This window comes from Pseudomonas fluorescens, from assembly GCF_004683905.1.
Classification (GTDB): Bacteria; Pseudomonadota; Gammaproteobacteria; order Pseudomonadales; family Pseudomonadaceae; genus Aquipseudomonas; species Aquipseudomonas putida_A.
This window is the reverse complement of record NZ_CP038438.1, coordinates 3,926,569-3,952,603: the sequence shown is the minus strand read 5'-3', so window position 1 is coordinate 3,952,603 and position 26,035 is coordinate 3,926,569. Positions and strand designations below refer to the sequence as shown.

Below are 26,035 nucleotides of genomic sequence, written 5' to 3'. Positions count from 1 at the left end.
CGTAAGTGGCAGCACCACCCGCCGCGCGGGCGAGTGGTGAGCAGGTTGCCCGACTCGAATGGGTCAGGCGAGGGGCAATCAATATTCCCAGAACATCCGTTGCAGCTCTTTGCTGTCGTTGGTTTTGGTCAGGGCGACCATGGCCAGAATGCGGGCCTTTTGCGGGTTCAGGTCGTGAGCGACCACCCAGTCGTACTTGTCGTCAGGTTGTTCGGCGTTACGCAGAACGAAACCACCGGCGTTGACGTGGGAAGAACGGATGATCTGCACGCCGTCTTTACGCAGGGCTTGCAGGGATGGCACAACGCGGGAGGACACCGAACCATTACCGGTACCGGCATGGATGATCGCTTTGGCGCCGGCCTGGGCCAGAGCCTTATAGGCGGTGTCGTCGACGTTGCCGTAGGAGTAGGCGATTTCTACGTCAGGCAGGCTCTTGATGTTCTTGATGTCGAATTCCGAATCCATGGTGTGACGCTTGGCCGGCAAGCGGAACCAGTAGGATTTGCCTTCAACCACCATGCCCAGCGGACCCCAAGGGCTTTTGAACGCCTCGGTCTTGATGTTGATCATTTTGCTGACGTCGCGACCGGACTGGATCTCGTCGTTCATGGTTACCAGCACGCCTTTGCCGTGCGCTTCTTTGCTGCTGGCGACGGCGACGGCGTTGTACAGGTTGAGCATGCCGTCCGCCGACATGGCGGTGCCCGGACGCATCGAGCCGACCACGATGATCGGCTTGTCGGTTTTTTCCACCAGATTCAGGAAGTACGCGGTTTCTTCCAGGGTGTCGGTGCCGTGGGTGATGACGATGCCATCGACGTCTTTGCTGTCGGCCAGCTCGGATACGCGGCGACCCAGTTGCAGCAGGTTGTCGTTGGTGATGCTTTCCGAAGCGATCTGCATGACTTGTTCGCCACGCACGTTCGCCAGTTTGCTCAGTTCGGGGATGCCGGCGATCAGTTGTTCAATCCCGACTTTGGCCGCTTGATAGGTGGCGCTGTTGGCTGCGCTGGCGCCGGCACCGGCAATGGTGCCGCCCGTGGCAAGCACCACGACGTTGGCGAGTTTGGTCTGGGTTTCGACTTCTTTTGCCTGAAGGGCAGTGGGCAGGAGCAGGAGGAGGGCCAAAGCGCCCGGAACCAAGGTGTTGAAAGCAGATTTCATTATTTTTCTCTCTAGTAGTGAGACGGTGCTGATGCAGGTTCATCTAGATGCGCCCCGTGCCGATCTGAATGCCCGGGGTGCAGGCTAGGGAGCAGGATCTGTACCAGTGCTACTTTGCTTTAGAAAAATGTTTAACCTGATGATTTATATCAATATTTTGTAAGTTGGCGGATTCTTGAGTGAATGGCTTATCCGGGTTTCCGAACAAAGGAAGCTTTCATGTTCGGTTCACCGAAAGGGACTACGCCTCCTGGCGACCGCAACGGCTTGCCGGTTCAGGTTTTCCGCTAAAGAAACCCGTCAGCAGGCCGATGGCTGTGGAAGGAAACGTTTATTTAGGGAGTGCACATGTCACTGACGATCGGTTTTTCAAATCCCGGCTCAGTCACCATTGGCGGTAAAACCGCAGCGACAATCAATGCAATGAACCAGGCGGAAGCAGATGCGGCCGACGAGGCGCTTGGCGTTGAAAAAGAACCGAGCAATCAAGTTCGCACCGGTGGTCCCGCGCAAGAAGCCAGCAAGGCGGATAGCGCTGACAGCGGCGACAGTCTGAGCGTCACCGTAAAAATGTTGCTCAAGCGCATGCAGGAATTGCAGAAGCAACTGCAGGAGCAGCAACAGCAGTTGGCTGCGGCTCAGGCGGCGAGCTATCCGACGCCCGAGGCCAAGTCACAGGCGGTGATGTCCGTTCAGGGGCAGATCGCGCAAACCAGCGGTGCGTTGATGGAAGTCGCCGCGGCACTGGTCAAGGAAATGTCCAAGGATTCCACCAGCGGCAACCTGGTCAGCACCACGGCCTGAGCGGGTAGGGGCGAATCAGACGATTGCGCCCCGCAATACAACGACGATTTCTGATTGTTGACAAATGTCGGCGGGATTCGCATAGTTCGGTCTACGCAAACGTTTGCGCGGCTTCCCCGGTGCACTATTATCCGGAAGAGAGCGCTGAAGCTTACGCCAGCGCGAGCGTTGCTCACAATAATCATAAGATCGGAGTGAACCCATGAAGCTGCCATTCGCTGGACGTCTTCTTGCTGTCGCTATGCTGGCTGCCGCAGCCGCCGCACTACCTGTCTCTTCGGCTTTCGCCGAGTCCCCGGAAAAACCTAAAGTCGCACTGGTCATGAAATCCCTGGCCAACGAATTCTTCCTGACCATGGAAGATGGCGCCAAGGCCTACCAGAAAGAACACTCCGCCGACTTCGACCTGATCTCCAACGGCATCAAGGACGAGACCGATACCGCCGGCCAGACCCGCATCGTCGAGCAGATGATTCTGGCCAAGGTCAACGCGCTGGTCATCGCACCGTCCGATTCCAAAGCCATGGTGCCGGTGATCAAGAAAGCCGTCGATGCCGGCATCACTGTGATCAACATCGACAACCAGCTCGATCCGCAGATCGTCAAAAGCAAAAACATCAGCGTGCCATTCGTAGGCCCGGACAACCGCAAAGGTGCGCGTCTGGTCGGCGAATACCTGGCCAAGCAACTGAAGGCCGGTGACGAGGTCGGCATCATCGAAGGCGTGTCCACCACCACCAACGCCCAACAACGCACCGCAGGCTTCAAGGATGCGATGGAGGCGGCGCAGATCAAGGTTGTCTCCTTGCAATCCGGTGACTGGGAGATCGACAAGGGCAACAAGGTTGCGGCTTCGATTCTCAGCGAATACCCGGATGTGAAAGCGCTGCTGGCGGGTAACGACAGCATGGCCGTTGGCGCTGTTTCCGCTGTGCGTGCTGCCGGCAAGGCGGGCAAGGTCCAAGTGGTCGGTTACGACAACATCAATGCGATCAAGCCGATGCTCAAGGATGGTCGCGTACTGGCGACGGCCGATCAGTTCGCTGCCAAGCAGGCCGTGTTCGGTATCGAGACTGCGCTGAAAATCCTCAAGGGCGAAAAAGTCGACAGCGGCGTCAATGGCGTGATCGAAACGCCAGTCGAGTTGGTCACTAAGTAAGTCTTCCGGCGACACAACGGCGCTCGTCCGTCCGGACGAGCGCATGGAGAGTTTTTTATGTCAGTTTCCGCCCCGAACGCTGTCCTCTCGGTCAGCGGTATCGGTAAGACCTATGCGCAACCGGTGCTCACGGGCATCGACTTGACGCTGATGCGCGGTGAAGTGCTGGCGCTGACCGGTGAGAATGGCGCCGGTAAAAGCACGCTGTCGAAGATCATTGGGGGGCTGGTTACGCCCACCACCGGTCAGATGCAATTCCAGGGCAAGGACTACCGTCCGGGCAGTCGCACCCAGGCCGAAGAGCTTGGCGTGCGCATGGTCATGCAAGAACTTAATCTGCTGCCGACCCTGTCGGTGGCGGAAAACCTGTTTCTCGACAACCTGCCGAGCAACGGGGGCTGGATCAGTCGCAAGCAATTGCGCAAAGCCGCGATCGAAGCCATGGCGCAGGTCGGTCTCGACGCCATTGATCCGGACACCCTGGTGGGTGAGCTGGGGATCGGGCACCAGCAGATGGTCGAAATCGCACGCAACCTGATCGGCGATTGCCATGTGCTGATCCTTGATGAGCCGACCGCGATGCTCACTGCCCGCGAGGTGGAAATGCTCTTCGAGCAGATCACTCGTTTGCAGGCGCGTGGCGTCTCCATCATCTATATCTCCCACCGTCTCGAAGAACTGGCGCGCGTCGCACAACGCATTGCCGTGCTGCGTGACGGCAATCTGGTCTGCGTCGAACCGATGGCCAACTACAACAGTGAGCAACTGGTCACCTTGATGGTTGGCCGCGAACTGGGCGAACACATCGACATGGGCCCGCGCAAGATCGGCGCCCCGGCCCTGACGGTCAAGCGCCTGACCCGCTCCGACAAGGTGCGCGATGTATCCTTCGAAGTGCGTGCCGGCGAGATCTTCGGGATTTCCGGGCTGATCGGGGCAGGGCGCACCGAATTGCTGCGACTGATCTTCGGCGCCGATCTGGCCGACAGCGGCACGATTGCGCTGGGTTCGCCGGCGCAGGTAGTCAATGTGCGTTCGCCGGTTGATGCGGTGAAGCATGGCATTGCCTTGATCACCGAAGACCGAAAGGGCGAAGGCCTGCTGCTCAGTCAATCGATCAGCGCCAACATCGCGCTGGGCAACATGCCGGAGATTTCCAGGGCAGGAATCGTCAATGCCAGCGCCGAAATTTCCCTGGCGCAGCGTCAGATCAACGCCATGCGCATCCGCAGTTCGAGCCCGACACAATTGGTGTCGGAACTGTCCGGCGGCAATCAGCAAAAAGTGGTGATCGGCCGCTGGCTGGAGCGCGATTGCTCGGTGCTGTTGTTCGACGAGCCGACCCGCGGCATCGATGTCGGTGCCAAGTTCGATATCTACGCCTTGCTGGGCGAGTTGACGCGTCAGGGCAAGGCGCTGGTGGTGGTGTCCAGTGACCTGCGCGAGCTGATGCTGATCTGCGACCGGATTGGTGTGCTGTCGGCAGGGCGTTTGATCGATACCTTCGAGCGCGACAGCTGGACCCAGGATGATTTGCTTGCCGCCGCGTTCGCCGGCTACCAAAAACGTGATGCGTTGCTCAATGAAGCGGCGCCTAGGGATCTCCCATGAAAACTGCATCTTCCGCCGGCAAACGTAGTGGCAATTTCTACGGTCTGGGCACCTATCTGGGCCTGGCCGGGGCCCTGTTGGCGATGGTGGCGCTGTTCTCGATGATGAGCAGCCACTTTCTGTCTTATGACACTTTCAGCACGCTGGCCAACCAGATTCCCGATCTGATGGTGCTGGCGGTGGGCATGACCTTTGTACTGATCATCGGCGGCATCGACCTGTCGGTCGGTTCGGTGCTGGCACTTGCCGCTTCGACAGTCAGCGTGGCGATTCTCGGCTGGGGCTGGAGCGTGTTGCCGGCCGCGTTGCTCGGTATGGCGGTGGCGGCACTGGCGGGTACGGTGACCGGTTCGATCACCGTGGCGTGGCGCATTCCGTCGTTCATCGTTTCGCTCGGTGTGCTGGAAATGGCCCGTGGCCTGGCGTATCAGATGACCGGTTCGCGCACCGCCTACATCGGTGATTCGTTTGCCTGGCTGTCGAACCCGATCGCGTTCGGCATTTCGCCGTCGTTCATCATTGCCTTGCTGGTGATATTCATTGCGCAAGCTGTGCTGACCCGCACCGTGTTTGGTCGTTACCTGATCGGTATCGGCACCAATGAGGAAGCGGTGCGGCTGGCCGGGATCAATCCAAAACCGTACAAGATTCTGGTGTTCAGCCTGATGGGGCTGCTCGCGGGTATCGCCGCGCTGTTCCAGATTTCCCGTCTGGAAGCGGCGGACCCGAATGCCGGTTCTGGCCTTGAGTTGCAAGTGATCGCCGCCGTGGTGATCGGTGGCACCAGTCTGATGGGTGGCCGTGGTTCGGTGATCAGCACCTTTTTCGGTGTGTTGATCATTTCGGTACTGGCCGCCGGTCTGGCGCAGATCGGCGCGACCGAGCCAACCAAACGCATCATCACCGGCGCGGTGATTGTCATCGCGGTAGTGCTCGATACCTATCGCAGCCAGCGCGCCAGTCGACGGGGCTAACAGATGGCAACGATCAAGGATGTGGCGGCGCTCGCGGGGATTTCCTACACCACGGTTTCTCACGTGGTGAACAAGACGCGCCCGGTCAGCCAGGAAGTGCGGTTGAAGGTCGAGGCGGCCATCAAAAGCCTCGACTATGTGCCGAGTGCGGTGGCGCGTTCGCTGAAAGCCAAGACCACTGCGACCATTGGCTTATTGGTGCCGAACAGCCTCAACCCGTATTTTGCCGAGTTGGCACGGGGCATCGAGGATTACTGCGAGCGTAACGGCTACTGCGTGATCCTGTGCAATTCTGACGACAACCCGGAAAAACAGCGCAGCTATTTGCGCGTGCTGCTGGAGAAGCGTATTGACGGCCTGATCGTCGCCTCCGCCGGTGGCGACATCGGGCTCGCGCAAGGGCTGGCCGGGGTGAAGACGCCGATGGTCATCGTCGACCGCGGGCTGGATGGCGTCGACGCCGACCTGGTGCGTATCGACCATGAATATGGCGCTTATCTGGCGACGCGGCATCTGCTGGAGCTGGGCCATCGTGACATCGCCACCATCGGTGGTCCGTCGAGCACCAGCGTGGCGCAAATGCGTCAGGCCGGTTTTTGTCGGGCGCTGCAGGAGGCGGGCATCAAGGTGCGGGCCGAGCGCATGCTGGAAAGCGATTTCACCAGCACTGGCGGTTACAACGCGGCGGCGATCCTGCTTGAAAGCAATCCGCCGAGTGCGATCTTCGCCGGTAACGACATGATCGGGATCGGTGTGCTGCGCGCGGCGGCCGAGCGCAATGTCCGCGTACCGAGCGAGCTGTCGGTGATCGGCTTCGACGATATCCAGATGAGTCGCTACGTGTACCCGGCGCTGACCACCGTTGGCCAGTCGATCCTGCAGTTGGGCGAGATGGCTGCGGAAGTGTTGCTGCGAAGGATTGCTACCCCGAGTCTGGTCACCGATCAACGGATCGTGACCCCGAGTATTGTCTTGCGCGAATCGACTGCGCCGCTGTCCGGCGTATTCACCGAGTACCGCTGAAACCGAATTGACGAGTAGTGATGTATGCCAGCAAATGTAGTGGTAATAGGCAGCCTGAACATGGATCTGGTCACCCGGGCACCACGGCTGCCCAAGGGCGGTGAAACGCTGATCGGTCATTCCTTTGCCACCGTGTCCGGCGGCAAGGGCGCCAATCAGGCAGTCGCTGCTGCGCGCCTGGGTGCGCGGGTGGCAATGGTCGGCTGTGTTGGCAACGATGACTACGGCGTGCAATTGCGTGAGGCATTGCTGGCCGAGCAGATCGATTGTCAGGCGGTGAGCACGGTCGAAGATTCCAGTGGCGTGGCGCTGATCGTGGTCGATGACAACAGTCAGAACGCCATCGTGATCGTTGCTGGCGCCAACGGTGCAATGACCCCGGCAGTGATCGACCGTTTTGATGCGGTGCTGCAAGCGGCCGACGTGATTATCTGCCAGCTCGAGATCCCGGATGCAACGGTAGGGCATGCGCTCAAGCGTGCACGTGCGTTGGGCAAGACGGTGATCCTCAATCCGGCGCCGGCCAGTCGTCCGCTACCGGCAGACTGGTTTGCCGCCATCGACTACCTGATCCCCAACGAAAGTGAAGCATCCGCGTTGAGCGGGTTGCCGGTCGATTCGCTGCAAAGCGCAGAAAGCGCTGCCAGCCAGTTGATCGCAATGGGCGCGGGCAAGGTCATCATTACCCTCGGTGCGCAAGGTTCACTGTTTGCCAATGGCAAAGGTTTCGAGCACTTCCCGGCGCCAAAGGTGCAGGCGGTCGATACCACCGCCGCGGGCGATACCTTCGTCGGCGGTTTTGCTGCGGCGCTCGCCAGTGGCAAATCCGAGGCCGAGGCGATCCGGTACGGGCAAGTCGCGGCAGCGCTGTCTGTGACCCGGGCCGGCGCACAACCTTCCATTCCAACCATGTCCGACGTACAGGCGTTCAAACCCGCATGAAAAAGACTCCTCTGCTCAACGTCGCGTTGTCGCGGCTGATCGCCTCCCTGGGCCATGGTGACATGGTGGTCATCGGTGACGCCGGACTGCCGGTGCCACCGGGTGTTGAATTGATTGATCTGGCGCTGACCCACGGCGTTCCGGATTTTGTCAGTACCCTGAAAGTCGTGCTCAGCGAGATGCAGGTGGAAAGCCATGTGCTGGCCAACGAAATTCTCGACAAGCAGCCGACCGCCCTGGTCGCGCTGGACGAGTTGCAAGAAGAGGGTGCCCTCGGTCGGCGCGATCTGCTGACGCATGAGCAATTCAAGGTTCTCAGCCGACAGGCGCGGGCGATTGTTCGTACAGGCGAATGCCAGCCGTACTGCAACATCGTGCTGGTGGCCGGGGTAACGTTCTAATCGGGTTTCCGACCCTTTCATTTTCATCAGCACAAGGAATGCGCCATGCACCGCTATGCTCAAAAACTCCACCAATTGCTTCGGAGTCTGCTGCTTTTGTCTTTTATTACCGCCACCGGCGCTCAGGCTGCTGAAAAGATCGACCTGATCATCGACACCGACCCGGGTGCCGACGACGTGGTCGCTTTGCTGTTCGCCCTGGCTTCGCCGGATGAACTGAACATTCGTGCACTGACCACCGTGGCTGGCAACGTGCGCCTCGACAAGACATCGCGCAACGCGCGCCTGGCTCGCGAATGGGCAGGGCGCGAAGACGTTCCGGTGTATGCCGGTGCGCCGAAACCGCTGATGCGTACGCCGATCTACGCCGAGAACATCCATGGCAAGGAAGGCCTGTCGGGTGTCACCGTGCATGAGCCGAAAAAAGGCCTGGCCGAAGGCAATGCGGTCAACTACCTGATCGACACCCTGAAAAAAGCCAAGCCGCACAGCATCACCATCGCCATGCTTGGCCCGCAGACCAATCTGGCGCTGGCGCTGATCCAGGAGCCGGAGATCGTCAATGGCATCAAGGAAGTGGTGATCATGGGCGGTGCGCACTTCAATGGCGGCAACATCACCCCGGTGGCCGAATTCAACCTGTTCGCCGACCCGCAAGCGGCGGAAGTGGTACTCAAGAGCGGCGTGAAACTGACCTACCTGCCGCTGGACGTGACCCACAAGATCCTCACCAGCGACGCACGCCTGAAACAGATCGCTGCACTGAACAACAACGCAAGCAAGATTGTTGGCGACATCCTCAACGAGTACATCAAGGGTGACATGGAGCACTACGGCATCCCGGGCGGCCCGGTGCATGACGCTACCGTCATCGCTTACCTGCTCAAGCCTGAGCTGTTCACCGGTCGTTCGGTGAACGTTGTGGTGGATAGTCGCGAAGGTCCGACTTTTGGCCAGACCATCGTTGACTGGTATGACGGTCTGAAGGCGCCGAAGAACGCCTTCTGGGTGGAAAATGGGGATGCTCAAGGCTTCTTCGATCTGCTGACCGAGCGTCTGAAGCGCTTGAAGTAAGGCTGTGACCCGCAGGTGCCAGCCTGCGGGTCGCTACTCCCTCTCAGCGTCCTGCGCGCCCTTGTTCTCGTGTTGATAGCGTTCGAAAACCTGGGCGATAAACGTCTGCGCACCTTGTGTGCCCATGGTCTTGACCAGCAGATCGATGCTGATCAACGCCAGCTCCTCCGAACTGCCAGGGCTATACGAACTGTGCCCTTTAGGCCAAAGAACCTTGATGTCGGCGGTGATGCTTACAGTGCTCATGGATGTGCTCGAAAAGTCAGGAATGTCTGCGTCCGAGTTAACCACTTTGTCGGGCGTTTGGCACTGCGACTTAGGCATGAGCGCGGCGCTATGCGACACTTGGTCTTTTCCGGCTGATCCAAGGAATGTGCTGTGCAGATCGATTTGAACACCCCCGACGGCCTCACACTCGACGCTGTGCGCCAGTTGCTGGCGTCGGCCAGCGATGATGTGCACACGCAGCTGCGCGTGACCAAGAGTGGAATTGCCTATATTTCTTCCGGTGTGACCGGCGGGCAGGATATTGATGGCCTGCTGTTTCGCCTGGAGACCTGGGCCAAGGGGTCGGGGTATGTCGGCAAGGTCGCGGCCAGTGATGAAGTCTGGGTGATGCAGATTTTCAATGCGCTGAAAGACAACTGGCCGAATCCGCCGCACGATTACATCGACGTCTATTGAGCTTCATTAATATTCGGTGACGATTGCGTGAGGATGCGGTGCGCGCACTTCAGGCAGACTCAGCGTTTTTCCGGGTCGTGGGGCAGGGTGATGGCACCGGCTGTGAAACCAAACGCCGAATTGGCGGTCGCACGATCTCAGCTTAACCATTTGAAAAAAGGAGGCTTCATGCCTTTGAAGTTCGCGTCTCTGGGTGCACTAATGGCCGTTGCCATGTTGGCCGGTTGCAGCACAACCTCCAGCGAGTCGGCAAAGGATCCTGTGGCGACCGATGCCGGTCATAGCCGCTGTGAAGCAAAGGCAGCGGAGTTTGCCATCGGTAAAAAGGCTTCGCCGGAACTGCTCGATCAGGCTCGCGTCAAGGCTGGCGCGCAAAACGCCCGCTTCCTCAAGCCAACTGACATGATCACTCTGGAGTACCGTTCCGATCGCCTGAATCTGAACACCGACAACAACCTGGTGGTCACTCGCGTCAACTGCGGCTGATCGCAGATCGCTTTTGTTGCAGGCATAAAAAACCCCGTCACATGGACGGGGTTTTTTTAGTGCGCCAGGAAATTACTCTGGGCGAACTTGTGCAGCTTGCATACCCTTTTGGCCTTTCTCAGCCACGAAAGAGACGGTCTGGCCTTCTTTCAGGCTTTTGAAACCGTCGGATTCGATAGCTTTGAAGTGTACGAACAGGTCGTCACCGCCACCTTGAGGAGTGATGAAGCCGAAGCCTTTTTCATCGTTGAACCATTTAACGGTGCCGGTTTGGCGATTAGACATGGTGTATCTCCAAGAAACATATATTTTCAGTAGTACTGTGCTGCTCAGGCCAACTGGGCACACCGGAGTATCATAGTCGAAATGTTCGCTTTGGTAGCCCCCCGGACGTGCTGTTTGCTTTCATATTGCATTGATTTCAACCTCTCAAATGTCTGCAAGCCCCGGTTTCAGTGGCTTTCAGCCGAGTGAAGAGGGTGTAAAAAAAGCTATAAAACCTGCGTAAATTATCGATTTCGGGGTCTTTTTGGCGGTTTTCAGCCTGCTGGACGCCCGAAAAAACATTCGTCAGCGCTTATTTCTGCACGCGGCAAACCGAGATTTCTTTCAGGGCGCGCTGACCCAGTTCGGCAGTTGGCGGCGTTTTTGGGTCCATAAGTTGCGAAATTTCTTGAGTGGTGAATTTCTTCTCCAAAACATCTGCGCCGCAAGCGCAGTGCTTGTTCGCTTCGGCTGGATTGACGCTTTTGCTGGCTGCGCTGGTGCAGTCGCTCATGTATTTGGCTTTGACGCCGGCAGGCCACGCAGCGTTGGCGCTCAGCGGCAGCAGCAGGGCCAGCGGGGCCGCGAAAGCAAAAAGTCGGATAAGGCGCATGTCTGAAACTCCTGATTTGATATCGGCGACGATTCTCAGCTTATTTGAGGCAAAGCGTATATCCCAAGTTCACTTTGCACCGCAAAAATGCGCGAATCACCGGCACATCAATTCGATGACGTCGATGGTCGCTCATCTGTGCTAGCATGCCCGGCTCAAGCGTTCTCAGGCTCCGGATGGCCTTCAGCCCCGGCAGCGGTCAGCGTGCGAAAAATTCTGATTTGAATCCCAGTCACTCTGGTTCGGTTTTCCGGTTGGCCGCAAGGCTCCTGCCGCTGTAAGGCAGGCGTTCGTCATTGAATGGCCTGGATCGGATCTTGTACTGGCTCATCCCAACCCACGTGACCTTTGGTAGGGGTCACCACTAGGAGAGGAGGCGCCATGCCAACTATTACTCTTCCCGACGGCAGTCAACGTTCATTCGATCACCCGGTTTCCGTAGCCGAGGTCGCCGCATCCATTGGTGCAGGTCTGGCCAAGGCCACCGTGGCCGGCAAGGTCAACGGCAAGCTGGTCGACGCCTGCGACATCATCGACAGCGACGCGACGCTGCAAATCATCACTCCAAAGGATGAAGAGGGGCTGGAGATCATTCGCCACTCTTGCGCGCACCTGGTTGGCCATGCGGTCAAGCAGCTGTACCCGACGGCCAAAATGGTCATCGGTCCGGTCATCGATGAAGGCTTCTATTACGACATCGCCTTCGAGCGTCCTTTTACTCCGGACGACATGGCCGCCATCGAACAGCGCATGCATCAGCTGATCGATAAAGATTACGACGTGATCAAGAAAGTCACTCCGCGCGCCGAAGTGATCGAAGTGTTCAAGGCTCGCGGCGAAGACTACAAGCTGCGTCTGGTCGAGGACATGCCGAACGAACAGGCCATGGGTCTGTACTACCACGAAGAATACGTCGACATGTGCCGCGGTCCGCACGTGCCGAACACTCGCTTCCTGAAATCCTTCAAGCTGACCAAGTTGTCCGGTGCCTACTGGCGCGGTGATGCCAAGAACGAGCAGCTGCAGCGCGTCTACGGCACCGCCTGGGCTGACAAGAAGCAGCTGGCGGCTTACATCCAGCGCATCGAAGAAGCGGAAAAGCGCGATCACCGCAAGATCGGCAAGCGCCTGGGCCTGTTCCACACCCAGGAAGAAGCGCCGGGCATGGTGTTCTGGCACCCGAATGGCTGGACTCTGTACCAGGTGCTCGAGCAGTACATGCGCAAGGTGCAGCGTGACAACGGCTACCTCGAGATCAAGACCCCTCAAGTGGTCGATCGCAGCCTGTGGGAGAAATCCGGGCACTGGGCCAACTACGCCGACAACATGTTCACCACCGAGTCGGAAAGCCGCGACTACGCCATCAAGCCGATGAACTGCCCGTGCCACGTGCAGGTCTTCAACCAGGGCCTGAAGAGCTACCGCGAGCTGCCGATGCGTCTGGCCGAATTCGGTGCCTGCCACCGTAATGAGCCATCGGGCGCGCTGCACGGCATCATGCGTGTGCGTGCGTTCACCCAGGATGACGCCCACATCTTCTGCACTGAAGAGCAGATGCAGGCCGAATCCGCAGCGTTCATCAAGCTGACCATGGACGTTTACCGCGACTTCGGCTTCACCGATGTCGAGATGAAACTGTCCACTCGTCCGGAAAAACGCGTGGGTTCCGACGAGCTGTGGGATCGCGCCGAAGCGGCACTGGCTGCAGCCCTTGATTCTGCGGGTCTGCCGTATGATCTGCAGCCGGGTGAAGGTGCGTTCTACGGTCCGAAAATCGAGTTCTCGCTGAAAGATTGCCTCGGTCGCGTCTGGCAGTGTGGTACCTTGCAGCTCGATTTCAACCTGCCTGTCCGTCTCGGCGCCGAATACGTCTCCGAAGACAACAGCCGCAAACACCCAGTGATGCTGCACCGGGCGATCCTCGGTTCGTTCGAGCGTTTCGTCGGGATTCTGATCGAGCATTACGAAGGTGCATTCCCTGCGTGGCTGGCGCCAACCCAGGCAGTGATCATGAATATCACTGATAAACAGGCAGATTTTGTTGCAGAAGTAGAAAAAACTCTCAACGAAAGCGGATTTCGTGCCAAGTCCGACTTGAGAAATGAAAAGATCGGCTTTAAAATCCGCGAGCATACTTTGCTCAAGGTTCCCTATCTTTTGGTTATCGGAGATAAGGAAGTCGAGATGCAGACTGTCGCTGTGCGTACTCGTGAAGGTGCTGACCTGGGCTCGATGCCCGTCGCCCAGTTCGCTGAGTTTCTCGCGCAAGCGGTTTCCCGGCGTGGTCGCCCAGATTCGGAGTAATTATTATTAAGCGTGAAATGAGACAAGATAAACGAGCTGCACCGAAAGCCCCGATCAACGAGAATATCTCGGCACGCGAGGTTCGGTTAATTGGCGCTGATGGCGAGCAGATTGGCATCGTCTCGATTGATGAAGCGCTTCGTATTGCTGAAGAAGCAAAGCTTGATCTGGTAGAAATCTCTGCTGACGCAGTCCCACCGGTTTGCCGGGTGATGGACTACGGCAAATCGATCTTCGAGAAGAAGAAGCAGATTGCAGCAGCGAAGAAAAACCAGAAGCAGATTCAGGTAAAAGAAATCAAGTTTCGTCCAGGGACGGAGGAAGGGGATTACCAGGTAAAACTGCGCAACCTGGTACGTTTCCTGAGTGACGGGGACAGGGCCAAGGTATCCTTGCGATTCCGCGGCCGTGAGATGGCCCACCAGGAGCTGGGGATGGAACTCCTCAAGCGGGTTGAAGCTGACCTGCTCGAGTACGGTTCGGTCGAACAGCATCCTAAGATGGAAGGACGCCAGCTGATCATGGTCATCGCCCCGAAAAAGAAGAAGTAATCAACAGGGCACGGCAGGCCTTCTGATTATGTTTATCAACTGAATGCGGAGTATCCGAACATGCCAAAAATGAAAACCAAAAGTGGTGCTGCTAAGCGGTTTCTGAAAACTGCTAACGGTATCAAGCACAAGCACGCTTTCAAGAGCCACATCCTGACCAAAATGTCGACCAAGCGTAAGCGTCAACTGCGCGGTAGCAGCTTGCTGCATCCGTCTGACGTGGCAAAAGTCGAGCGCATGCTGCGCCTTCGTTAATTTTAGTCAAGAATAGAGGAAGTAACTCATGGCTCGTGTAAAGCGTGGCGTCATTGCCCGTAAGCGTCACAAAAAAATTCTGAAACTTGCTAAAGGCTACTACGGCGCACGCTCCCGCGTATTCCGTGTTGCCAAGCAAGCGGTAATCAAGGCAGGCCAATACGCCTACCGTGACCGTCGTCAGAAAAAACGTCAGTTCCGCGCTCTGTGGATCGCTCGTATCAACGCTGGTGCTCGTGTTAACGGTCTGTCCTACAGCCGTTTCATCGCTGGCCTGAAAAAAGCGTCCATCGAGATCGACCGTAAGGTTCTGGCTGATCTGGCAGTGAACGAAAAAGCGGCGTTTGCTGCGATTGTCGAGAAAGCTAAAGCCACCTTGGCTTAAGTACCCCCGACAGTCACCCGGCCTCACCTCTGTGGGGCCAGGTGTTAAACGTCATAAATAGGGGAAGAGCCTTCAAGCTCTTCCCCTATTTTGTATCTGGAGTCTGTACATGGAAAACCTGGATGCGCTGGTCTCTCAAGCACTAGAGGCTGTGCAAAGCGCTGAAGATATCAATGCCCTGGAGCAAATCCGGGTTCAATACCTTGGCAAAAAGGGTGAATTGACTCAGGTGATGAAGACCCTGGGGAATTTGCCGGCAGAAGAGCGTCCGCAAGTCGGCGCCCTGATCAACGTTGCCAAGGAGCGTGTTACAGGCGTTCTCAATGCGCGCATGGCTCTGTTTGAAGAAGCCGAACTGGCTGCCAAACTGTCTGCCGAATCCATTGACGTGACGTTGCCGGGCCGTGGCCAGACCTCCGGTGGTCTGCATCCTGTGACCCGGACTCTGGAACGAGTCGAGCAGTTCTTCACCCGCATCGGCTACGGCATCGCCGAAGGCCCTGAGGTCGAAGACGACTATCACAACTTCGAAGCGCTCAACATCCCAGGCCACCACCCGGCCCGGTCGATGCATGACACCTTCTATTTCAATGCGAACATGTTGCTGCGCACCCATACCTCGCCGGTACAGGTCCGCACCATGGAGTCCAAGCAGCCGCCGATCCGCATCGTCTGCCCAGGCCGTGTGTATCGCAGCGACTCCGATATCACCCACTCGCCGATGTTCCACCAGGTCGAAGGCCTGCTGGTCGATCGCGACATCAATTTCGCCGACCTCAAAGGCACCATCGAGGAATTCCTGCGGGTGTTCTTCGAAAAAGAGCTGGCCGTCCGTTTCCGTCCTTCGTACTTCCCGTTCACCGAGCCATCCGCTGAAGTCGACATGGAATGCGTGATGTGCAGCGGTAAAGGCTGCCGCGTCTGCAAGCAGACCGGCTGGCTGGAAGTCATGGGCTGCGGCATGGTGCACCCGAACGTGCTGCGCATGTCCGGCATCGATCCGGAAGAGTTCTCCGGTTTTGCCTTCGGCATGGGTGTCGAGCGTCTGGCAATGCTCCGTTACGGCGTGAACGACTTGCGTCTGTTCTTCGACAACGACTTGCGGTTCCTCGCGCAATTTCGCTAGTCGTAACGAATTCTTAGGAGAGCAGGATGAAATTCAGTGAACAATGGCTGCGTGGCTGGGTTAGCCCGCAGGTAAGTCGCGACGAGCTGGTTGCTCGTCTGTCGATGGCGGGTCTGGAGGTCGATAGCGTGACCCCGGCCGCCGGTGTATTCAGCGGCGTGGTCGTGGGCGAGGTGCTGAGCACCGAGCAGCACCCTGATGCCGACAAGCTGCGTGTATGCCAGGTCAGCAATGGCGCGGAAACCTTCCAGGTCGTGTGCGGTGCGCCAAACGTGCGTCCGGGCCTGAAGATTCCGTTCGCCATGATCGGTGCCGAACTGCCGGGCGACTTCAAGATCAAGAAGGCCAAGCTGCGTGGCGTCGAGTCCAACGGCATGCTGTGCTCGCAAGCCGAGCTGCAGGTCGGTGAAGGCAACGACGGTCTGATGGAACTGCCGGCCGATGCGCCGGTGGGCGAAGATTTCCGTGTGTACCTGGATCTGGAAGATGCCAGCATCGAGGTCGACCTGACCCCGAACCGTGGCGACTGCCTGTCGCTGGCCGGTCTGGCCCGTGAAGTGGGTGCGCTGTACGACACGCCGGTCACTCGCCCGGTGGTCATGACCATTCCGGCTGTGCACGACGAAGTGCGTCCGGTAGAAGTGCTGGCGCCTGCCGCCTGCCCGCGTTACCTGGGTCGTGTCATCCGTAACGTTGATCTGTCCAAACCAACCCCGCTGTGGATGGTTGAACGCCTGCGCCGCGCCGATGTGCGCAGCATCGACGCTGCCGTCGACATCACCAACTACGTGATGCTTGAGCTGGGTCAGCCACTGCACGCTTTCGATCTCGCCGAAATCAATGGCGGCATCCGCGTGCGTATGGCGGAAGAGGGTGAGAAGCTGGTTTTGCTCGACGGTCAGGAAGTCAGCCTGCGTAGCGATACCCTGGTGATTGCCGACCACACCCGCGCTCTGGCGATTGCCGGCGTAATGGGTGGCGAGCACAGTGGTGTGTCCGCAACCACTCGCGACGTTTTCCTGGAAAGTGCCTTCTTCGATCAGATCGCTGTGGCGGGCAAGGCTCGTTCCTACGGCCTGCACACCGACGCCTCGCACCGTTACGAGCGTGGCGTGGACTGGCAACTGGCCCGTGAAGCCATGGAGCGCGCCACTGGCCTGCTGCTGGAAATTACCGGTGGTGAAGCCGGCCCGATCATCGAGACCGTCAGCGAACAGCACCTGCCATCGATCGCGCCGATCACCCTGCGTGCGCAGCGCATCACCCAGATGCTGGGGATGGAAATGGATTCGGCTCAGGTCGAGCGTCTGCTCAGCGCCTTGGGTCTGAATATTTCCGCTCACGGAGCAGGGCAGTGGCGCGTAGAAGTGCCAAGCCATCGCTTCGACATCAGCCTGGAAGTCGATCTGATCGAAGAACTGGCTCGCCTGTATGGCTACAACCGTCTGCCGGTTCGTTACCCGCAAGCGCGTCTGGCGCCGCAAGCGAAGGCTGAAGCACGCAGCGAATTGCCTGAGCTGCGTCGTCTGCTGGTAGCCCGTGGTTATCAGGAAGCGATCACTTACAGCTTCATCGATCCGAAACAGTTCGAACTGTTCAACCCGGGCGTTGAGCCGCTGTTGCTGGCCAACCCGATTTCCAATGATATGGCTGCCATGCGTTCCTCGCTGTGGCCGGGCCTGGTCAAGGCGTTGCAGCACAACCTGAACCGCCAGCAGGATCGCGTGCGTCTGTTCGAAAGCGGTCTGCGCTTCGTCGGTCAGCTGGAAGGTCTGAAGCAAGAACCGATGCTGTCGGGTGTTGTTTGCGGCAGCCGTCTGCCGGAAGGTTGGGCGCAGGGTCGCGACACCGTCGATTTCTTCGACGTGAAGGCTGATGTTGAAGCGGTGTTGGGCTTTGCCGGTGCACTGGATACCTTCACTTTCACTCCGGGTAAACACCCGGCGCTGCACCCGGGGCAAACCGCGCGCATCGAACGTGATGGGCGTGAAGTCGGCTTTATCGGTGCGATTCACCCGGAGCTGTCCAAGGCCCTGGGTCTGGATCGTCCGGTCTTCGTCTTCGAGCTGGTTCTGGCTGAAGTCGCTTCCGGAAAAATGCCGCAATTCCATGAGTTGTCGCGTTTTCCTGAAGTGCGTCGTGACCTTGCGCTGATCGCGCACAAAGACGTCGCGGCCTCGGCTGTACTGGACGTAATCCGTGAAAATGCAGGCGAATGGCTCACGGATCTCAGGCTGTTTGACGTGTATCAGGGTAAAGGCATTGATCCTGATAGAAAAAGCCTTGCAGTTGGCTTGACCTGGCAGCATCCATCGCGCACTCTTAATGACGATGAGGTGAATTCGACGACGCAAAATATCCTCACCTCGCTCGAACAAAGGTTGAACGCCACGTTAAGGAAGTGACGTATGGGGGCTTTGACGAAAGCTGAGATGGCGGAACGTCTGTATGAAGAGCTGGGCCTGAACAAGCGGGAAGCCAAGGAGTTGGTTGAACTGTTTTTCGAGGAAATCAGGCACGCTCTTGAAGACAACGAGCAGGTCAAATTGTCCGGTTTCGGCAATTTCGACCTTCGGGACAAACGCCAGCGGCCTGGCCGCAACCCGAAAACGGGGGAAGAAATCCCGATCACGGCTCGCCGTGTGGTCACCTTTCGTCCAGGGCAGAAGTTGAAGGCCCGAGTTGAGGCTTATGCTGGAACCAAGTCATAACGACGAACTACCCGTCATCCCGGGCAAACGCTACTTCACCATTGGTGAAGTCAGCGAGCTGTGTGCGGTAAAACCACACGTGCTGCGCTACTGGGAGCAGGAGTTTCCTCAACTCAACCCCGTCAAACGCCGCGGAAACCGCCGGTATTATCAGCGCCAGGATGTGCTGATGATCCGGCAAATCCGCGCGCTCCTTTACGATCAGGGATTCACCATCGGCGGCGCGCGTCTGCGCTTGTCCGGTGATGAAGCCAAAGACGACACCACCCAATACAAGCAAATGATCCGCCAGATGATCGCTGAGCTTGAAGATGTACTGGTGGTGCTCAAGAAATAAAAAGCTGCGTTTGAATACTTCCAGTTTTCAAAAGCTTGCGATATATTCTTGAGCGCTCTTCGAGACGAGGGGCGGGTTTCAAAGCAGTCGGGGCGTAGCGCAGTCCGGTAGCGCACTAGCATGGGGTGCTAGGGGTCGAGTGTTCGAATCACTCCGTCCCGACCATATTATTCAAGGGGTTGCGAGATTTTATCTCGCGACCCTTTTTTATTTGTCCGCGTTTTTACCCCCACAAAAAGGCTGGCTCTGAGTGGATTTTTCGGATGTGTTACCAATATCGGATTTTGTCCTAGGGGCTTTTGGCAGGCGGATTGCTCTGGTCTACCTAGCGGCCATTCGATGATGGGATGAGAAATCAGTAACGACCAAAGGCACATTACGGCTCTCACTAGAAGAGCTATCATCCCGCCATCAGCTCAAGAGGGGCTCCCTGGCCGGCCAATTCCGGCACTCCCTTGGGCATAACGACAAGGATGGTTGCGCATGGACGACATCGTTCAGCCCCTCACGCCCCAAGAAGAAGTCCAGCCTAAAGAAGTAAAAATCCTTGCCACCTTGGTGGCGAAGCTGAACCTTGCAGATTTCCAGAACGCCATCCCTGTGATACGCGAGCTTGGCATCTCGAACGAGACGAGTGATCGTTTCGTCAATGCGACTCTTACCCTTCGCTCGGCGCCCGAGGTATTTAAGTCCAAGATCTGGCGGATTGACGAGATCGCTGCAGATAGCTTCCGGGTCATACCTGGGCTTGATCTTGTTCTGGATGGCCCGTTGTTGAATCGCTTGACAGAAGCGGAGATGTCGACCTTTACCTTCGTTCTTGAAGCCGATGACAAGGAGGCGGAAAGCGGTCGCAAGGAAGTTGCTCGGCTTGAACAGGTCGTAGACCTTTTGCCCAGAAACCAGTGGGGCGGATTGCGGCATATACCAGATATGACTGCGGCTTTTGTTCAGCCGAATGATGCGGCGGTTGAGCGGTTGCTCAAACAGGCGGCCGAGTTGCTTCGTCTTAGCGATAAGCCATCCGCACTTGATGGATATGAGGGTGGCCCCAAAAGAGCTTGGCAGTTGGCGTCGGCAGTGTGGGGTGCGGTGGCGCGCATGAAGCTCGACTATGCGTTGCCACCGGCAAGCTTCGAACAATCCGGACAGAAGATTCGTAGCCCCAGTCAGATTGCGGACTCCGGGTTGGCTACTTGTCTCGACCTGACTCTGCTTTTCTGCGCGGCATTGGAGCAGATCGGTCTTAACCCTGTGATCGTATTCACCCATGGTCATGCTTTTGCTGGTTTGTGGCTTAAGCCCGAAGAGTTTACGACTGCCCTGGTGGATGATGTCACAGCAGTACGTAAGCGGGTGAAGCTTCAGGAACTCGTGCTGTTCGAGACTACCCTCATTACTCACAACTCAATACCGCCATTCTCTTATGCGGTAGAGATGGGCACGAAACAGGTCGCCGAAGACGCTGAAAGTGTTTTCGAGATGCTGCTGGATATCCGCCGCGCCCGTCTGCAACGTATCAAGCCACTCGCCAGCTCAGAGGCTCAGATCGCGCGTGTTGCCGTTACTGAATCTGACGAAGCCCCATCGCTTCTGGTGGAGGAGGGGATCGGCATCGCCGATGACAACATTGAGGTGCAGGTTGAGGATCTCTCCAAGCTCGATCCAGCAGATCGCCTCGGCCGTTGGCAGCGTAAGCTTTTGGATCTGTCGCTTCGAAATAACTTACTCAATTTCAAAATGGGTAAGCGTGCGCTGAAGCTTGAATCTCCTGATCCTGGTGCGCTCGAGGACATTCTTGCAAGTGGACAGTCTCTGAAGTTGCTTACCAGGCCTGACCTGATGGATGGTGCAGATCCGCGTGAGCGCGCACTCTATGAGCAGCGTGAGCGAGAAGATGTTCGCCGTCGTCATGCTGAAGATGCTCTTAAGCGCAGGGAAATATTCGTTGCGCTGACGTCCGCCGAAATGGATGTCCGGTTAACTGAGTTGTATCGAAGCGCTCGTACTGCTTTGCAGGAAGGTGGTTCCAACACTCTGTTCCTGGCCATCGGTTTTCTTAGCTGGACGCGTGAGGATAGGGCGGGGCAGAAGTACAAAGCGCCGCTGGTGTTGGTACCAGTTACGTTGGAACGTAAGAGCGCCCGCTCCGGATTCACCATGGTGCTGCACGATGATGAGCCTCGTTTTAACCCGACTCTGATCGAGATGCTGCGTCAAGACTTTGAGTTGGGCTTGGGTTCGCTGGAGCAGGAGCTGCCTCGGGACGACTCCGGTCTGGATATCGCAGGTATTTGGAACAAGGTTGGTCATGCGATCAAGGACATCGCTGGTTGGGAGCTGAACGAGGACGTTGTACTCTCGATGTTCTCGTTTGCTAAGTATCTCATGTGGAAGGATCTTGCCGAGAATGCAGAGCACCTTCGACAGAGTCCAGTAGTCCAGCACCTTCTGGATACGCCACGCGATTCGTTCATCTCCGATACCCCGTTTCCGGAGGCTGAGTCTCTGGACCGTGATTACGGCCCAACTGATGTGTTCTGCCCACTGCCATCTGATTCATCTCAGCTTGCGGCTGTGATGGCAGCAGCCAAGGGCAAAGACTTCGTTCTCATCGGCCCACCCGGCACGGGTAAAAGCCAAACGATTTCCAACATGATTGCCCAGTCGATCGCTCAAGGGCGCCGGGTTCTGTTCGTATCTGAGAAAATTGCTGCCCTGGACGTCGTGTACCGGCGCTTGCGTGAAATCGGTCTGGGTGAGTTCTGCCTTGAACTTCACTCCAGCAAAGCTCGGAAAACGGATGTCCTTGCTCAGTTGCAGTCGGCTTGGGAGGCGAAAGGGCAGGTAGACGCTGCCGCATGGGAGGTGGAAGCGCAGCGGCTCGCTTCCCTGCGTGACAGCCTCAATATTTATGTCGAGCGTCTGCATCGCCGGCACCGCAACGGCTACACCATCTACGATGCCATCGGGACGGTGACATCTGGTGTTGATGAGGCAGTAGCTTCACTTGGTTGGCCATCTCCGGAAACGCATGATCAGAAGGCCATGCTTGAGCTTCGAGAGCTGGGCGACCGCCTTGAAGTGAACGCACAAGCTGTGGGCTACAGTCAGTTGGCAGGCAACGCTTTGTCCGCGGTAGGCCAAGCAGAGTGGTCGCCTCATTGGCAACAACAACTCGTGCAGGCTGCTCGTGACGTGCTTCCCGCAGTGCTTGAGGTCCAGCGAGCTGCTGATCGCTTTGTTGAGCTGTCCGGGCTTCCTGTTACGCAGTACACCCCTACAGCGCTTGAAGGGCTATCGATCCTTTCTCAAGCACTTCCGGCTGCCGCTGGGCATGATTGGCGTTTCGCATTGCGACCTGATGCTCGCTCAATTGCTCAGCGTCTGAGTGACGGTTGTACCGGGATCGAGCAGCACCGTGACATCAACTCTAGGCTCTCAACTTTCTGGCCGTCTCGTGTTGTTGCTGATGCTAAACAAGGCATTGATCTGCTGCAGCAACGCCGCGCAACTTTCGCAGAACTGGGCCAAGCCTGGCCACAAAGTGTCTGCGACGTCCTTGGGCAAGCTGTCACATTACTGGATCAGATAGACGACCTTAAGCAGCAGCTAACCGCGTCCTACAGTGACGCCATTGAAGCGCTTGATACCGAGCTCCTGCTGCGCGAGTGGAAAGATGCGGAGGAGTCTTTCTGGCCTAAGTCTTGGCTTGGAAAACGCCGAATCGCTGGGCTACTGGCTCCGATGCAGACTTCAACAGGTGAAGTCGACAATGGTAAGGATCTCGCTACTTGGGTAGAGATTCGGTCGGTGCGTCGAGCAGTCGATGAGCTGGAGCCAGGTCATGAGTGTGTCGCTGTTTGGCAAGGTGCTAAATCCGAAGCAACGCATCTCGCGACAGCAATCAAACTGCAAGAGGTCATTAGGCTTCAGAAAAATAACTCCGTCTGGATCGATGATGGCTTCCAGTTGGTTGAGCAGGGCCAGCTTGGTGATGAGTTGAAGGAGGAACTCCGCCGGCTGCGTGCGCTTACTCGTCTCGATGCTGGGTTAGATGAGCTGGTTGAGCTCGGCTCAGCAACTAGCTCTCTCTGGAGCGGTTTGAACACTGATATTGATGTGCTGACAGCAGCGCTGTGCTTCCAGGCTGAACGACGTGATATCGAAGAATGCGGCCGGCTTGTCGACGACCATCCTCATGTAGAGGAGGGGCGTTGTGGCTCGTTGTTCAAAGCTGATTTTGAGCTGCTCAAGAAAAGAGCAGCAATTGAACGAGAGTTGGTGGATCTGGCTGATCTGCGAGAAATTGCCCCTGCCTGGAATAACTTGAAAACGAAGGTTGATGTTGCACGTAGGGCGGTAGCATTCCAGGGGGAGATGGCTACCGCAGTGGCGAAGCTAGCACTTAATCCTGAGCAGGTCGCGGCCTATAAAGCACCACTTCAAACTTTGCTGGGGGATGGTAACGCACTGCTTGAGCCGGAAGCTGCTATAGCTATTGCCGGAGTTACCCTTCGCGAAAAGCTCGAATTGCTCCAGGAGCGAGCAGCGCACCTGACTGCCGTCGGTCATTTTACCGAAATGGGCGTCATCGAAATTGCCCATCTTGCACTAATCGATATCAAGAAAAACTGCGAAACGGTTGTCTCGTCTGAATCGCGCCTCAAGGCATGGTGCGCTTGGCGGAAGGTTCGCGATGAAGCCTACGCTGTCGGACTGGCTCCGATTGTTCAAGCGATGGAAACAGGAGCCATTACCTCTGGAAATGTCCGTCGTGTATTGGAAGTGAATTATGCCCGCTGGTGGCTGAACACGACGGTGGACAACGAGGAGGTGATCCGGACGTTCGTCAGCGTTGAGCACGAACAGCGCATTCGTGATTTCCGGGCTTTGGATGACAAGTTCACCGAGCTGACCAAGGACTGGCTCCGAGCTCGGCTGTGTTCCGACCTACCAAGCCAAGACAGCGTAAGTCGCTCTTCAGAATGGGGAGTCCTGCGCCATGAGATGGGCAAGAAGACCAAGCATATTCCATTGCGGGAGCTGATGAGTCGTGCGCCAGAAGCGCTAACCAAACTCACTCCATGCTTGCTCATGAGCCCTCTCTCCATTGCTCAGTATCTGCCGCCTGCCTCAACACCGTTCGATCTCGTAATCTTCGATGAGGCATCTCAAATACCTGTCTGGGATGCCATCGGGGCCATGGCCCGAGGGAAGCAGGTAGTGATGGTGGGCGACCCCAAACAGCTCCCTCCAACTTCCTTCTTTGACCGAGCTGAGTCGACCGCTGAAGATGAGGATGTAGAGGCTGATCTCGAGAGTATTCTGGACGAGTGCATCAGCGCCAACCTGCCGATGCGTAATCTGAACTGGCACTACCGCAGCCGCCACGAGAGTCTGATCGCCTTCTCGAATCAGCGTTACTACCAGTCGAAGCTGGTGACCTTCCCATCACCGTTTACGGCCGACAAGGCAGTACGGCTGTGCCCTATCCCTGGTGTATATGACAAGGGAGGGTCAAGAACCAACTTGATCGAAGCAAGATCGTTGGTTGCCGATCTGGTAGCTCGCCTACAGTCTCCGGTTTTCCGTGAAAGCAGGAGAACCGTGGGGGTCGTAACCTTCAACGGTGAGCAGCAGAAGCTCATCATGGACATGCTGGACGAGGCTTGCCGGAAAGACCCATCACTCGACGTGTATTTCGCTGAGTCCGAGCTGGAGCCAGTTTTCGTCAAGAACCTTGAGAGCGTTCAAGGTGATGAGCGAGACATCATCTACTTCTCAACCACGTACGGGAAAGATGCTGCTGGCGTGCTGTCGATGAACTTCGGTCCGATGAACCGCCCTGGTGGTGAGCGTCGACTGAATGTGGCTATCACCCGCGCTCGCCAGGAGCTTTTGGTGTTCTCGACCTTGCGACCAGAGCACATTGATTTGGCTCGTACGCAAGCGATTGGGGTGCGGGATCTCAAGCACTTCCTAGAGTTTGCAGAGCGTGGCCCGCGGGCTCTCGCAGAAGCTAACTCTGGCAGCGTGGGTGGTTTCGACAGCCCATTCGAAGAGGCGGTTGCAGCAGCCTTGGCCAAAAAGGGGTGGCAGATACATACCCAGATTGGCGTTTCTTCCTTTCGTGTAGACCTTGGGGTTGTTCACCCTGATGCTCCCGGGCGATTCCTTGCCGGTATTGAATGCGACGGTGCTACCTATCACCGCAGCGCGACTGCTCGAGATCGCGACAAGCTCCGTGAGTTTGTGCTGCGTGGACTTGGCTGGGAGATCGTTAGGATATGGTCGACGGACTGGTGGGTAGATGCAATTGGAACTGCTGAGAAGGTGCATCAGCGTCTGAATGAGCTCCTCGCTGAGTCTCGAGCCAAGCAAACTGTCATTGATGCAGCTCTGGAGGCAGAGCGACTGAAAATCGACGCGGCTATGGCTGAGGTCATTGAGGTAGTGGATCAGGTGGCTGTGGTCGCCGCAGCGGATGGTTTGGCCGAAGCCAATGATCCCTCAGGCGCTTTGCCTGAGTTGAAGTACGCCAAGGCGGCATCTCTCACGCCAGTCGAGGATGTCCTGGCTTTTGTTCGCCCCCTTGAACATTTGATTTATAAAGAAACCGACCCTCGTCAGGCGGTAGGGTTGGTCGATCCAGATCAGTTCTTTGACGCGAGTTACACAGAAACGTTGGAGCAGATGATTGCTCATGTGGTAGCGGAAGAGGGACCGGTTCTGGACACGGTGCTCGCAAGGCGCATTGCCCGTGCTCATGGCTGGGTACGAACCGGCTCACGGATACGTGATCGCGTTGACCAAATTGCCCGTGCTCGATTCCGCTTACATGAAGAGGAGCAGGCAGGAGTTTTTTTCTGGCCTACTCATATAGAGTCGGATACCTGTGTCGTTTTCCGTAGGCCCGGCGACGAAGATTCCACGAGAGGGCTATCTGAAATCTGTCTGCCAGAACTGCGTGCTTTGGTTGACGAAATGGTGCAGCGGGGCCACGAAGGGGAGTCATTGATATACGCTGTTGCGAAGGAAGCTGGTGTAAGCAAGCTTGCTCATGCGGGACGTCAGCGAATTGAGAAGGCCATACGCCAAACGGCGGAGTAAACGAGAAACAAGGGGGTCATGAAGGTCCCCTTGCTTCTGGGTAACTGGTCG

General features: G+C 57.2%; 23 protein-coding genes and 1 tRNA gene. 20 read left to right on the top strand and 4 right to left on the bottom strand.

Features of this window, described 5'->3' with window-relative positions:
• Positions 1 to 78: 78 nt before the first annotated feature.
• The gene (locus E4T63_RS18100) at positions 79 to 1,167 is read right to left on the bottom strand and encodes an asparaginase (RefSeq protein ID WP_027611548.1); all 1,089 of its coding nucleotides are present in this window, start codon (positions 1,165 to 1,167) and stop codon (positions 79 to 81) included.
• Positions 1,168 to 1,515: 348 nt separating this feature from the next.
• Between E4T63_RS18100 and E4T63_RS18095 the strand changes: the two genes are divergently transcribed.
• The 8 genes from E4T63_RS18095 (at position 1,516) to E4T63_RS18060 (ending at position 9,155) form a co-directional block, all read left to right on the top strand.
• Positions 1,516 to 1,971 (top strand): hypothetical protein, encoded by a 456-nt coding sequence (locus E4T63_RS18095; RefSeq protein ID WP_027611549.1) that lies wholly within the window; start codon positions 1,516 to 1,518, stop codon positions 1,969 to 1,971.
• A 202-nt stretch (positions 1,972 to 2,173) separates the two neighbouring features.
• On the top strand, positions 2,174 to 3,130 hold the full coding sequence (locus E4T63_RS18090) for a sugar ABC transporter substrate-binding protein (RefSeq protein ID WP_003226388.1): 957 nt from the start codon (positions 2,174 to 2,176) through the stop codon (positions 3,128 to 3,130).
• A 57-nt stretch (positions 3,131 to 3,187) separates the two neighbouring features.
• On the top strand, positions 3,188 to 4,741 hold the full coding sequence (locus tag E4T63_RS18085) for a sugar ABC transporter ATP-binding protein (RefSeq protein WP_135296198.1): 1,554 nt from the start codon (positions 3,188 to 3,190) through the stop codon (positions 4,739 to 4,741).
• Entirely contained in the window at positions 4,738 to 5,715 is a 978-nt protein-coding gene (locus tag E4T63_RS18080) for an ABC transporter permease (RefSeq protein WP_007961238.1), read from the top strand. Before E4T63_RS18085 ends, E4T63_RS18080 begins: the two co-directional genes overlap by 4 nt.
• A gap of 3 nt (positions 5,716 to 5,718) precedes the next feature.
• Positions 5,719 to 6,738, top strand: a complete 1,020-nt coding sequence (locus E4T63_RS18075; protein WP_027611551.1) for a LacI family DNA-binding transcriptional regulator — start codon at positions 5,719 to 5,721, stop codon at positions 6,736 to 6,738.
• 24 nt (positions 6,739 to 6,762) lie between these two features.
• Entirely contained in the window at positions 6,763 to 7,680 is a 918-nt protein-coding gene (gene rbsK / locus E4T63_RS18070; protein WP_135296197.1) for a ribokinase, read from the top strand.
• Entirely contained in the window at positions 7,677 to 8,081 is a 405-nt protein-coding gene (gene rbsD, locus E4T63_RS18065; protein WP_027611553.1) for a D-ribose pyranase, read from the top strand. The genes rbsK and rbsD overlap by 4 nt, the downstream gene beginning before the upstream one ends.
• Before the next feature lie 45 nt (positions 8,082 to 8,126).
• Positions 8,127 to 9,155 carry a nucleoside hydrolase gene (locus E4T63_RS18060; RefSeq protein ID WP_096796176.1) on the top strand — a complete coding sequence of 343 codons (1,029 nt, stop codon included), beginning with the start codon at positions 8,127 to 8,129 and terminating at the stop codon, positions 9,153 to 9,155.
• A 33-nt stretch (positions 9,156 to 9,188) separates the two neighbouring features.
• On the opposite strand, the gene E4T63_RS18055 is transcribed toward E4T63_RS18060, so the two are convergent.
• Positions 9,189 to 9,401 carry a hypothetical protein gene (locus E4T63_RS18055; RefSeq protein WP_027611555.1) on the bottom strand — a complete coding sequence of 71 codons (213 nt, stop codon included), beginning with the start codon at positions 9,399 to 9,401 and terminating at the stop codon, positions 9,189 to 9,191.
• A 132-nt stretch (positions 9,402 to 9,533) separates the two neighbouring features.
• Here E4T63_RS18055 and E4T63_RS18050 point away from each other — a divergent pair, with 132 nt between their 5' ends.
• Complete coding sequence (locus tag E4T63_RS18050; RefSeq protein ID WP_098964626.1) at positions 9,534 to 9,839, top strand: hypothetical protein; 306 nt, start codon at positions 9,534 to 9,536, stop codon at positions 9,837 to 9,839.
• Between the two features lie 168 nt (positions 9,840 to 10,007).
• A complete protein-coding gene (locus E4T63_RS18045) occupies positions 10,008 to 10,325 on the top strand; it encodes an I78 family peptidase inhibitor (protein WP_098964624.1) in 318 nt (105 codons plus the stop codon).
• Between the two features lie 72 nt (positions 10,326 to 10,397).
• Here the strand turns inward: E4T63_RS18045 and E4T63_RS18040 are convergent, their stop codons facing one another.
• Complete coding sequence (locus tag E4T63_RS18040) at positions 10,398 to 10,610, bottom strand: cold-shock protein (RefSeq protein ID WP_003179963.1); 213 nt, start codon at positions 10,608 to 10,610, stop codon at positions 10,398 to 10,400.
• Positions 10,611 to 10,902: 292 nt separating this feature from the next.
• Positions 10,903 to 11,202, bottom strand: coding sequence for a hypothetical protein (locus E4T63_RS18035; RefSeq protein ID WP_135296196.1), 300 nt, complete (start codon positions 11,200 to 11,202; stop codon positions 10,903 to 10,905).
• 381 nt (positions 11,203 to 11,583) lie between these two features.
• On the opposite strand from E4T63_RS18035, the gene thrS reads away from it, so the two are divergent.
• The 10 genes from thrS (at position 11,584) to E4T63_RS17985 (ending at position 25,984) form a co-directional block, all read left to right on the top strand.
• Positions 11,584 to 13,506, top strand: coding sequence for a threonine--tRNA ligase (thrS, locus tag E4T63_RS18030; RefSeq protein ID WP_003226368.1), 1,923 nt, complete (start codon positions 11,584 to 11,586; stop codon positions 13,504 to 13,506).
• Positions 13,506 to 14,057 (top strand): translation initiation factor IF-3, encoded by a 552-nt coding sequence (gene infC, locus E4T63_RS18025; protein ID WP_170929410.1) that lies wholly within the window; start codon positions 13,506 to 13,508, stop codon positions 14,055 to 14,057. The genes thrS and infC overlap by 1 nt, the downstream gene beginning before the upstream one ends.
• 60 nt (positions 14,058 to 14,117) lie before the next feature.
• Complete coding sequence (gene rpmI, locus E4T63_RS18020) at positions 14,118 to 14,312, top strand: 50S ribosomal protein L35 (RefSeq protein WP_002553160.1); 195 nt, start codon at positions 14,118 to 14,120, stop codon at positions 14,310 to 14,312.
• A 28-nt stretch (positions 14,313 to 14,340) separates the two neighbouring features.
• Entirely contained in the window at positions 14,341 to 14,697 is a 357-nt protein-coding gene (gene rplT / locus E4T63_RS18015) for a 50S ribosomal protein L20 (RefSeq protein WP_002553161.1), read from the top strand.
• A 109-nt stretch (positions 14,698 to 14,806) separates the two neighbouring features.
• Positions 14,807 to 15,823, top strand: coding sequence for a phenylalanine--tRNA ligase subunit alpha (gene pheS, locus E4T63_RS18010; RefSeq protein ID WP_003226365.1), 1,017 nt, complete (start codon positions 14,807 to 14,809; stop codon positions 15,821 to 15,823).
• A gap of 26 nt (positions 15,824 to 15,849) precedes the next feature.
• Positions 15,850 to 18,228: a phenylalanine--tRNA ligase subunit beta gene (pheT, locus tag E4T63_RS18005; RefSeq protein ID WP_135296195.1), complete on the top strand. Its 2,379-nt coding sequence runs from the start codon at positions 15,850 to 15,852 to the stop codon at positions 18,226 to 18,228.
• A gap of 3 nt (positions 18,229 to 18,231) precedes the next feature.
• Positions 18,232 to 18,534, top strand: coding sequence for an integration host factor subunit alpha (gene ihfA / locus E4T63_RS18000; protein WP_002553164.1), 303 nt, complete (start codon positions 18,232 to 18,234; stop codon positions 18,532 to 18,534).
• Positions 18,515 to 18,871, top strand: a complete 357-nt coding sequence (locus tag E4T63_RS17995; protein WP_003179985.1) for a MerR family transcriptional regulator — start codon at positions 18,515 to 18,517, stop codon at positions 18,869 to 18,871. The genes ihfA and E4T63_RS17995 overlap by 20 nt, the downstream gene beginning before the upstream one ends.
• Before the next feature lie 88 nt (positions 18,872 to 18,959).
• A tRNA-Pro gene (locus E4T63_RS17990) sits at positions 18,960 to 19,036 on the top strand.
• Between the two features lie 318 nt (positions 19,037 to 19,354).
• A complete protein-coding gene (locus tag E4T63_RS17985; RefSeq protein ID WP_135296194.1) occupies positions 19,355 to 25,984 on the top strand; it encodes a DUF3320 domain-containing protein in 6,630 nt (2,209 codons plus the stop codon).
• Positions 25,985 to 26,035: the final 51 nt, after the last annotated feature.

Bases quoted from the DNA above. Each gene is read 5' to 3' on its own strand.
- E4T63_RS18100 (WP_027611548.1), bottom strand. From the start codon at position 1,167: ATGAAATCTGCTTTCAACACCTTGGTTCCGGGCGCTTTGGCCCTCCTC.
- E4T63_RS18095 (WP_027611549.1), top strand. From the start codon at position 1,516: ATGTCACTGACGATCGGTTTTTCAAATCCCGGCTCAGTCACCATTGGC.
- E4T63_RS18090 (WP_003226388.1), top strand. From the start codon at position 2,174: ATGAAGCTGCCATTCGCTGGACGTCTTCTTGCTGTCGCTATGCTGGCT.
- E4T63_RS18085 (WP_135296198.1), top strand. From the start codon at position 3,188: ATGTCAGTTTCCGCCCCGAACGCTGTCCTCTCGGTCAGCGGTATCGGT.
- E4T63_RS18080 (WP_007961238.1), top strand. From the start codon at position 4,738: ATGAAAACTGCATCTTCCGCCGGCAAACGTAGTGGCAATTTCTACGGT.
- E4T63_RS18075 (WP_027611551.1), top strand. From the start codon at position 5,719: ATGGCAACGATCAAGGATGTGGCGGCGCTCGCGGGGATTTCCTACACC.
- rbsK (WP_135296197.1), top strand. From the start codon at position 6,763: ATGCCAGCAAATGTAGTGGTAATAGGCAGCCTGAACATGGATCTGGTC.
- rbsD (WP_027611553.1), top strand. From the start codon at position 7,677: ATGAAAAAGACTCCTCTGCTCAACGTCGCGTTGTCGCGGCTGATCGCC.
- E4T63_RS18060 (WP_096796176.1), top strand. From the start codon at position 8,127: ATGCACCGCTATGCTCAAAAACTCCACCAATTGCTTCGGAGTCTGCTG.
- E4T63_RS18055 (WP_027611555.1), bottom strand. From the start codon at position 9,401: ATGAGCACTGTAAGCATCACCGCCGACATCAAGGTTCTTTGGCCTAAA.
- E4T63_RS18045 (WP_098964624.1), top strand. From the start codon at position 10,008: ATGCCTTTGAAGTTCGCGTCTCTGGGTGCACTAATGGCCGTTGCCATG.
- E4T63_RS18040 (WP_003179963.1), bottom strand. From the start codon at position 10,610: ATGTCTAATCGCCAAACCGGCACCGTTAAATGGTTCAACGATGAAAAA.
- E4T63_RS18035 (WP_135296196.1), bottom strand. From the start codon at position 11,202: ATGCGCCTTATCCGACTTTTTGCTTTCGCGGCCCCGCTGGCCCTGCTG.
- thrS (WP_003226368.1), top strand. From the start codon at position 11,584: ATGCCAACTATTACTCTTCCCGACGGCAGTCAACGTTCATTCGATCAC.
- rpmI (WP_002553160.1), top strand. From the start codon at position 14,118: ATGCCAAAAATGAAAACCAAAAGTGGTGCTGCTAAGCGGTTTCTGAAA.
- rplT (WP_002553161.1), top strand. From the start codon at position 14,341: ATGGCTCGTGTAAAGCGTGGCGTCATTGCCCGTAAGCGTCACAAAAAA.
- pheS (WP_003226365.1), top strand. From the start codon at position 14,807: ATGGAAAACCTGGATGCGCTGGTCTCTCAAGCACTAGAGGCTGTGCAA.
- pheT (WP_135296195.1), top strand. From the start codon at position 15,850: ATGAAATTCAGTGAACAATGGCTGCGTGGCTGGGTTAGCCCGCAGGTA.
- ihfA (WP_002553164.1), top strand. From the start codon at position 18,232: ATGGGGGCTTTGACGAAAGCTGAGATGGCGGAACGTCTGTATGAAGAG.
- E4T63_RS17995 (WP_003179985.1), top strand. From the start codon at position 18,515: ATGCTGGAACCAAGTCATAACGACGAACTACCCGTCATCCCGGGCAAA.
- E4T63_RS17985 (WP_135296194.1), top strand. From the start codon at position 19,355: ATGGACGACATCGTTCAGCCCCTCACGCCCCAAGAAGAAGTCCAGCCT.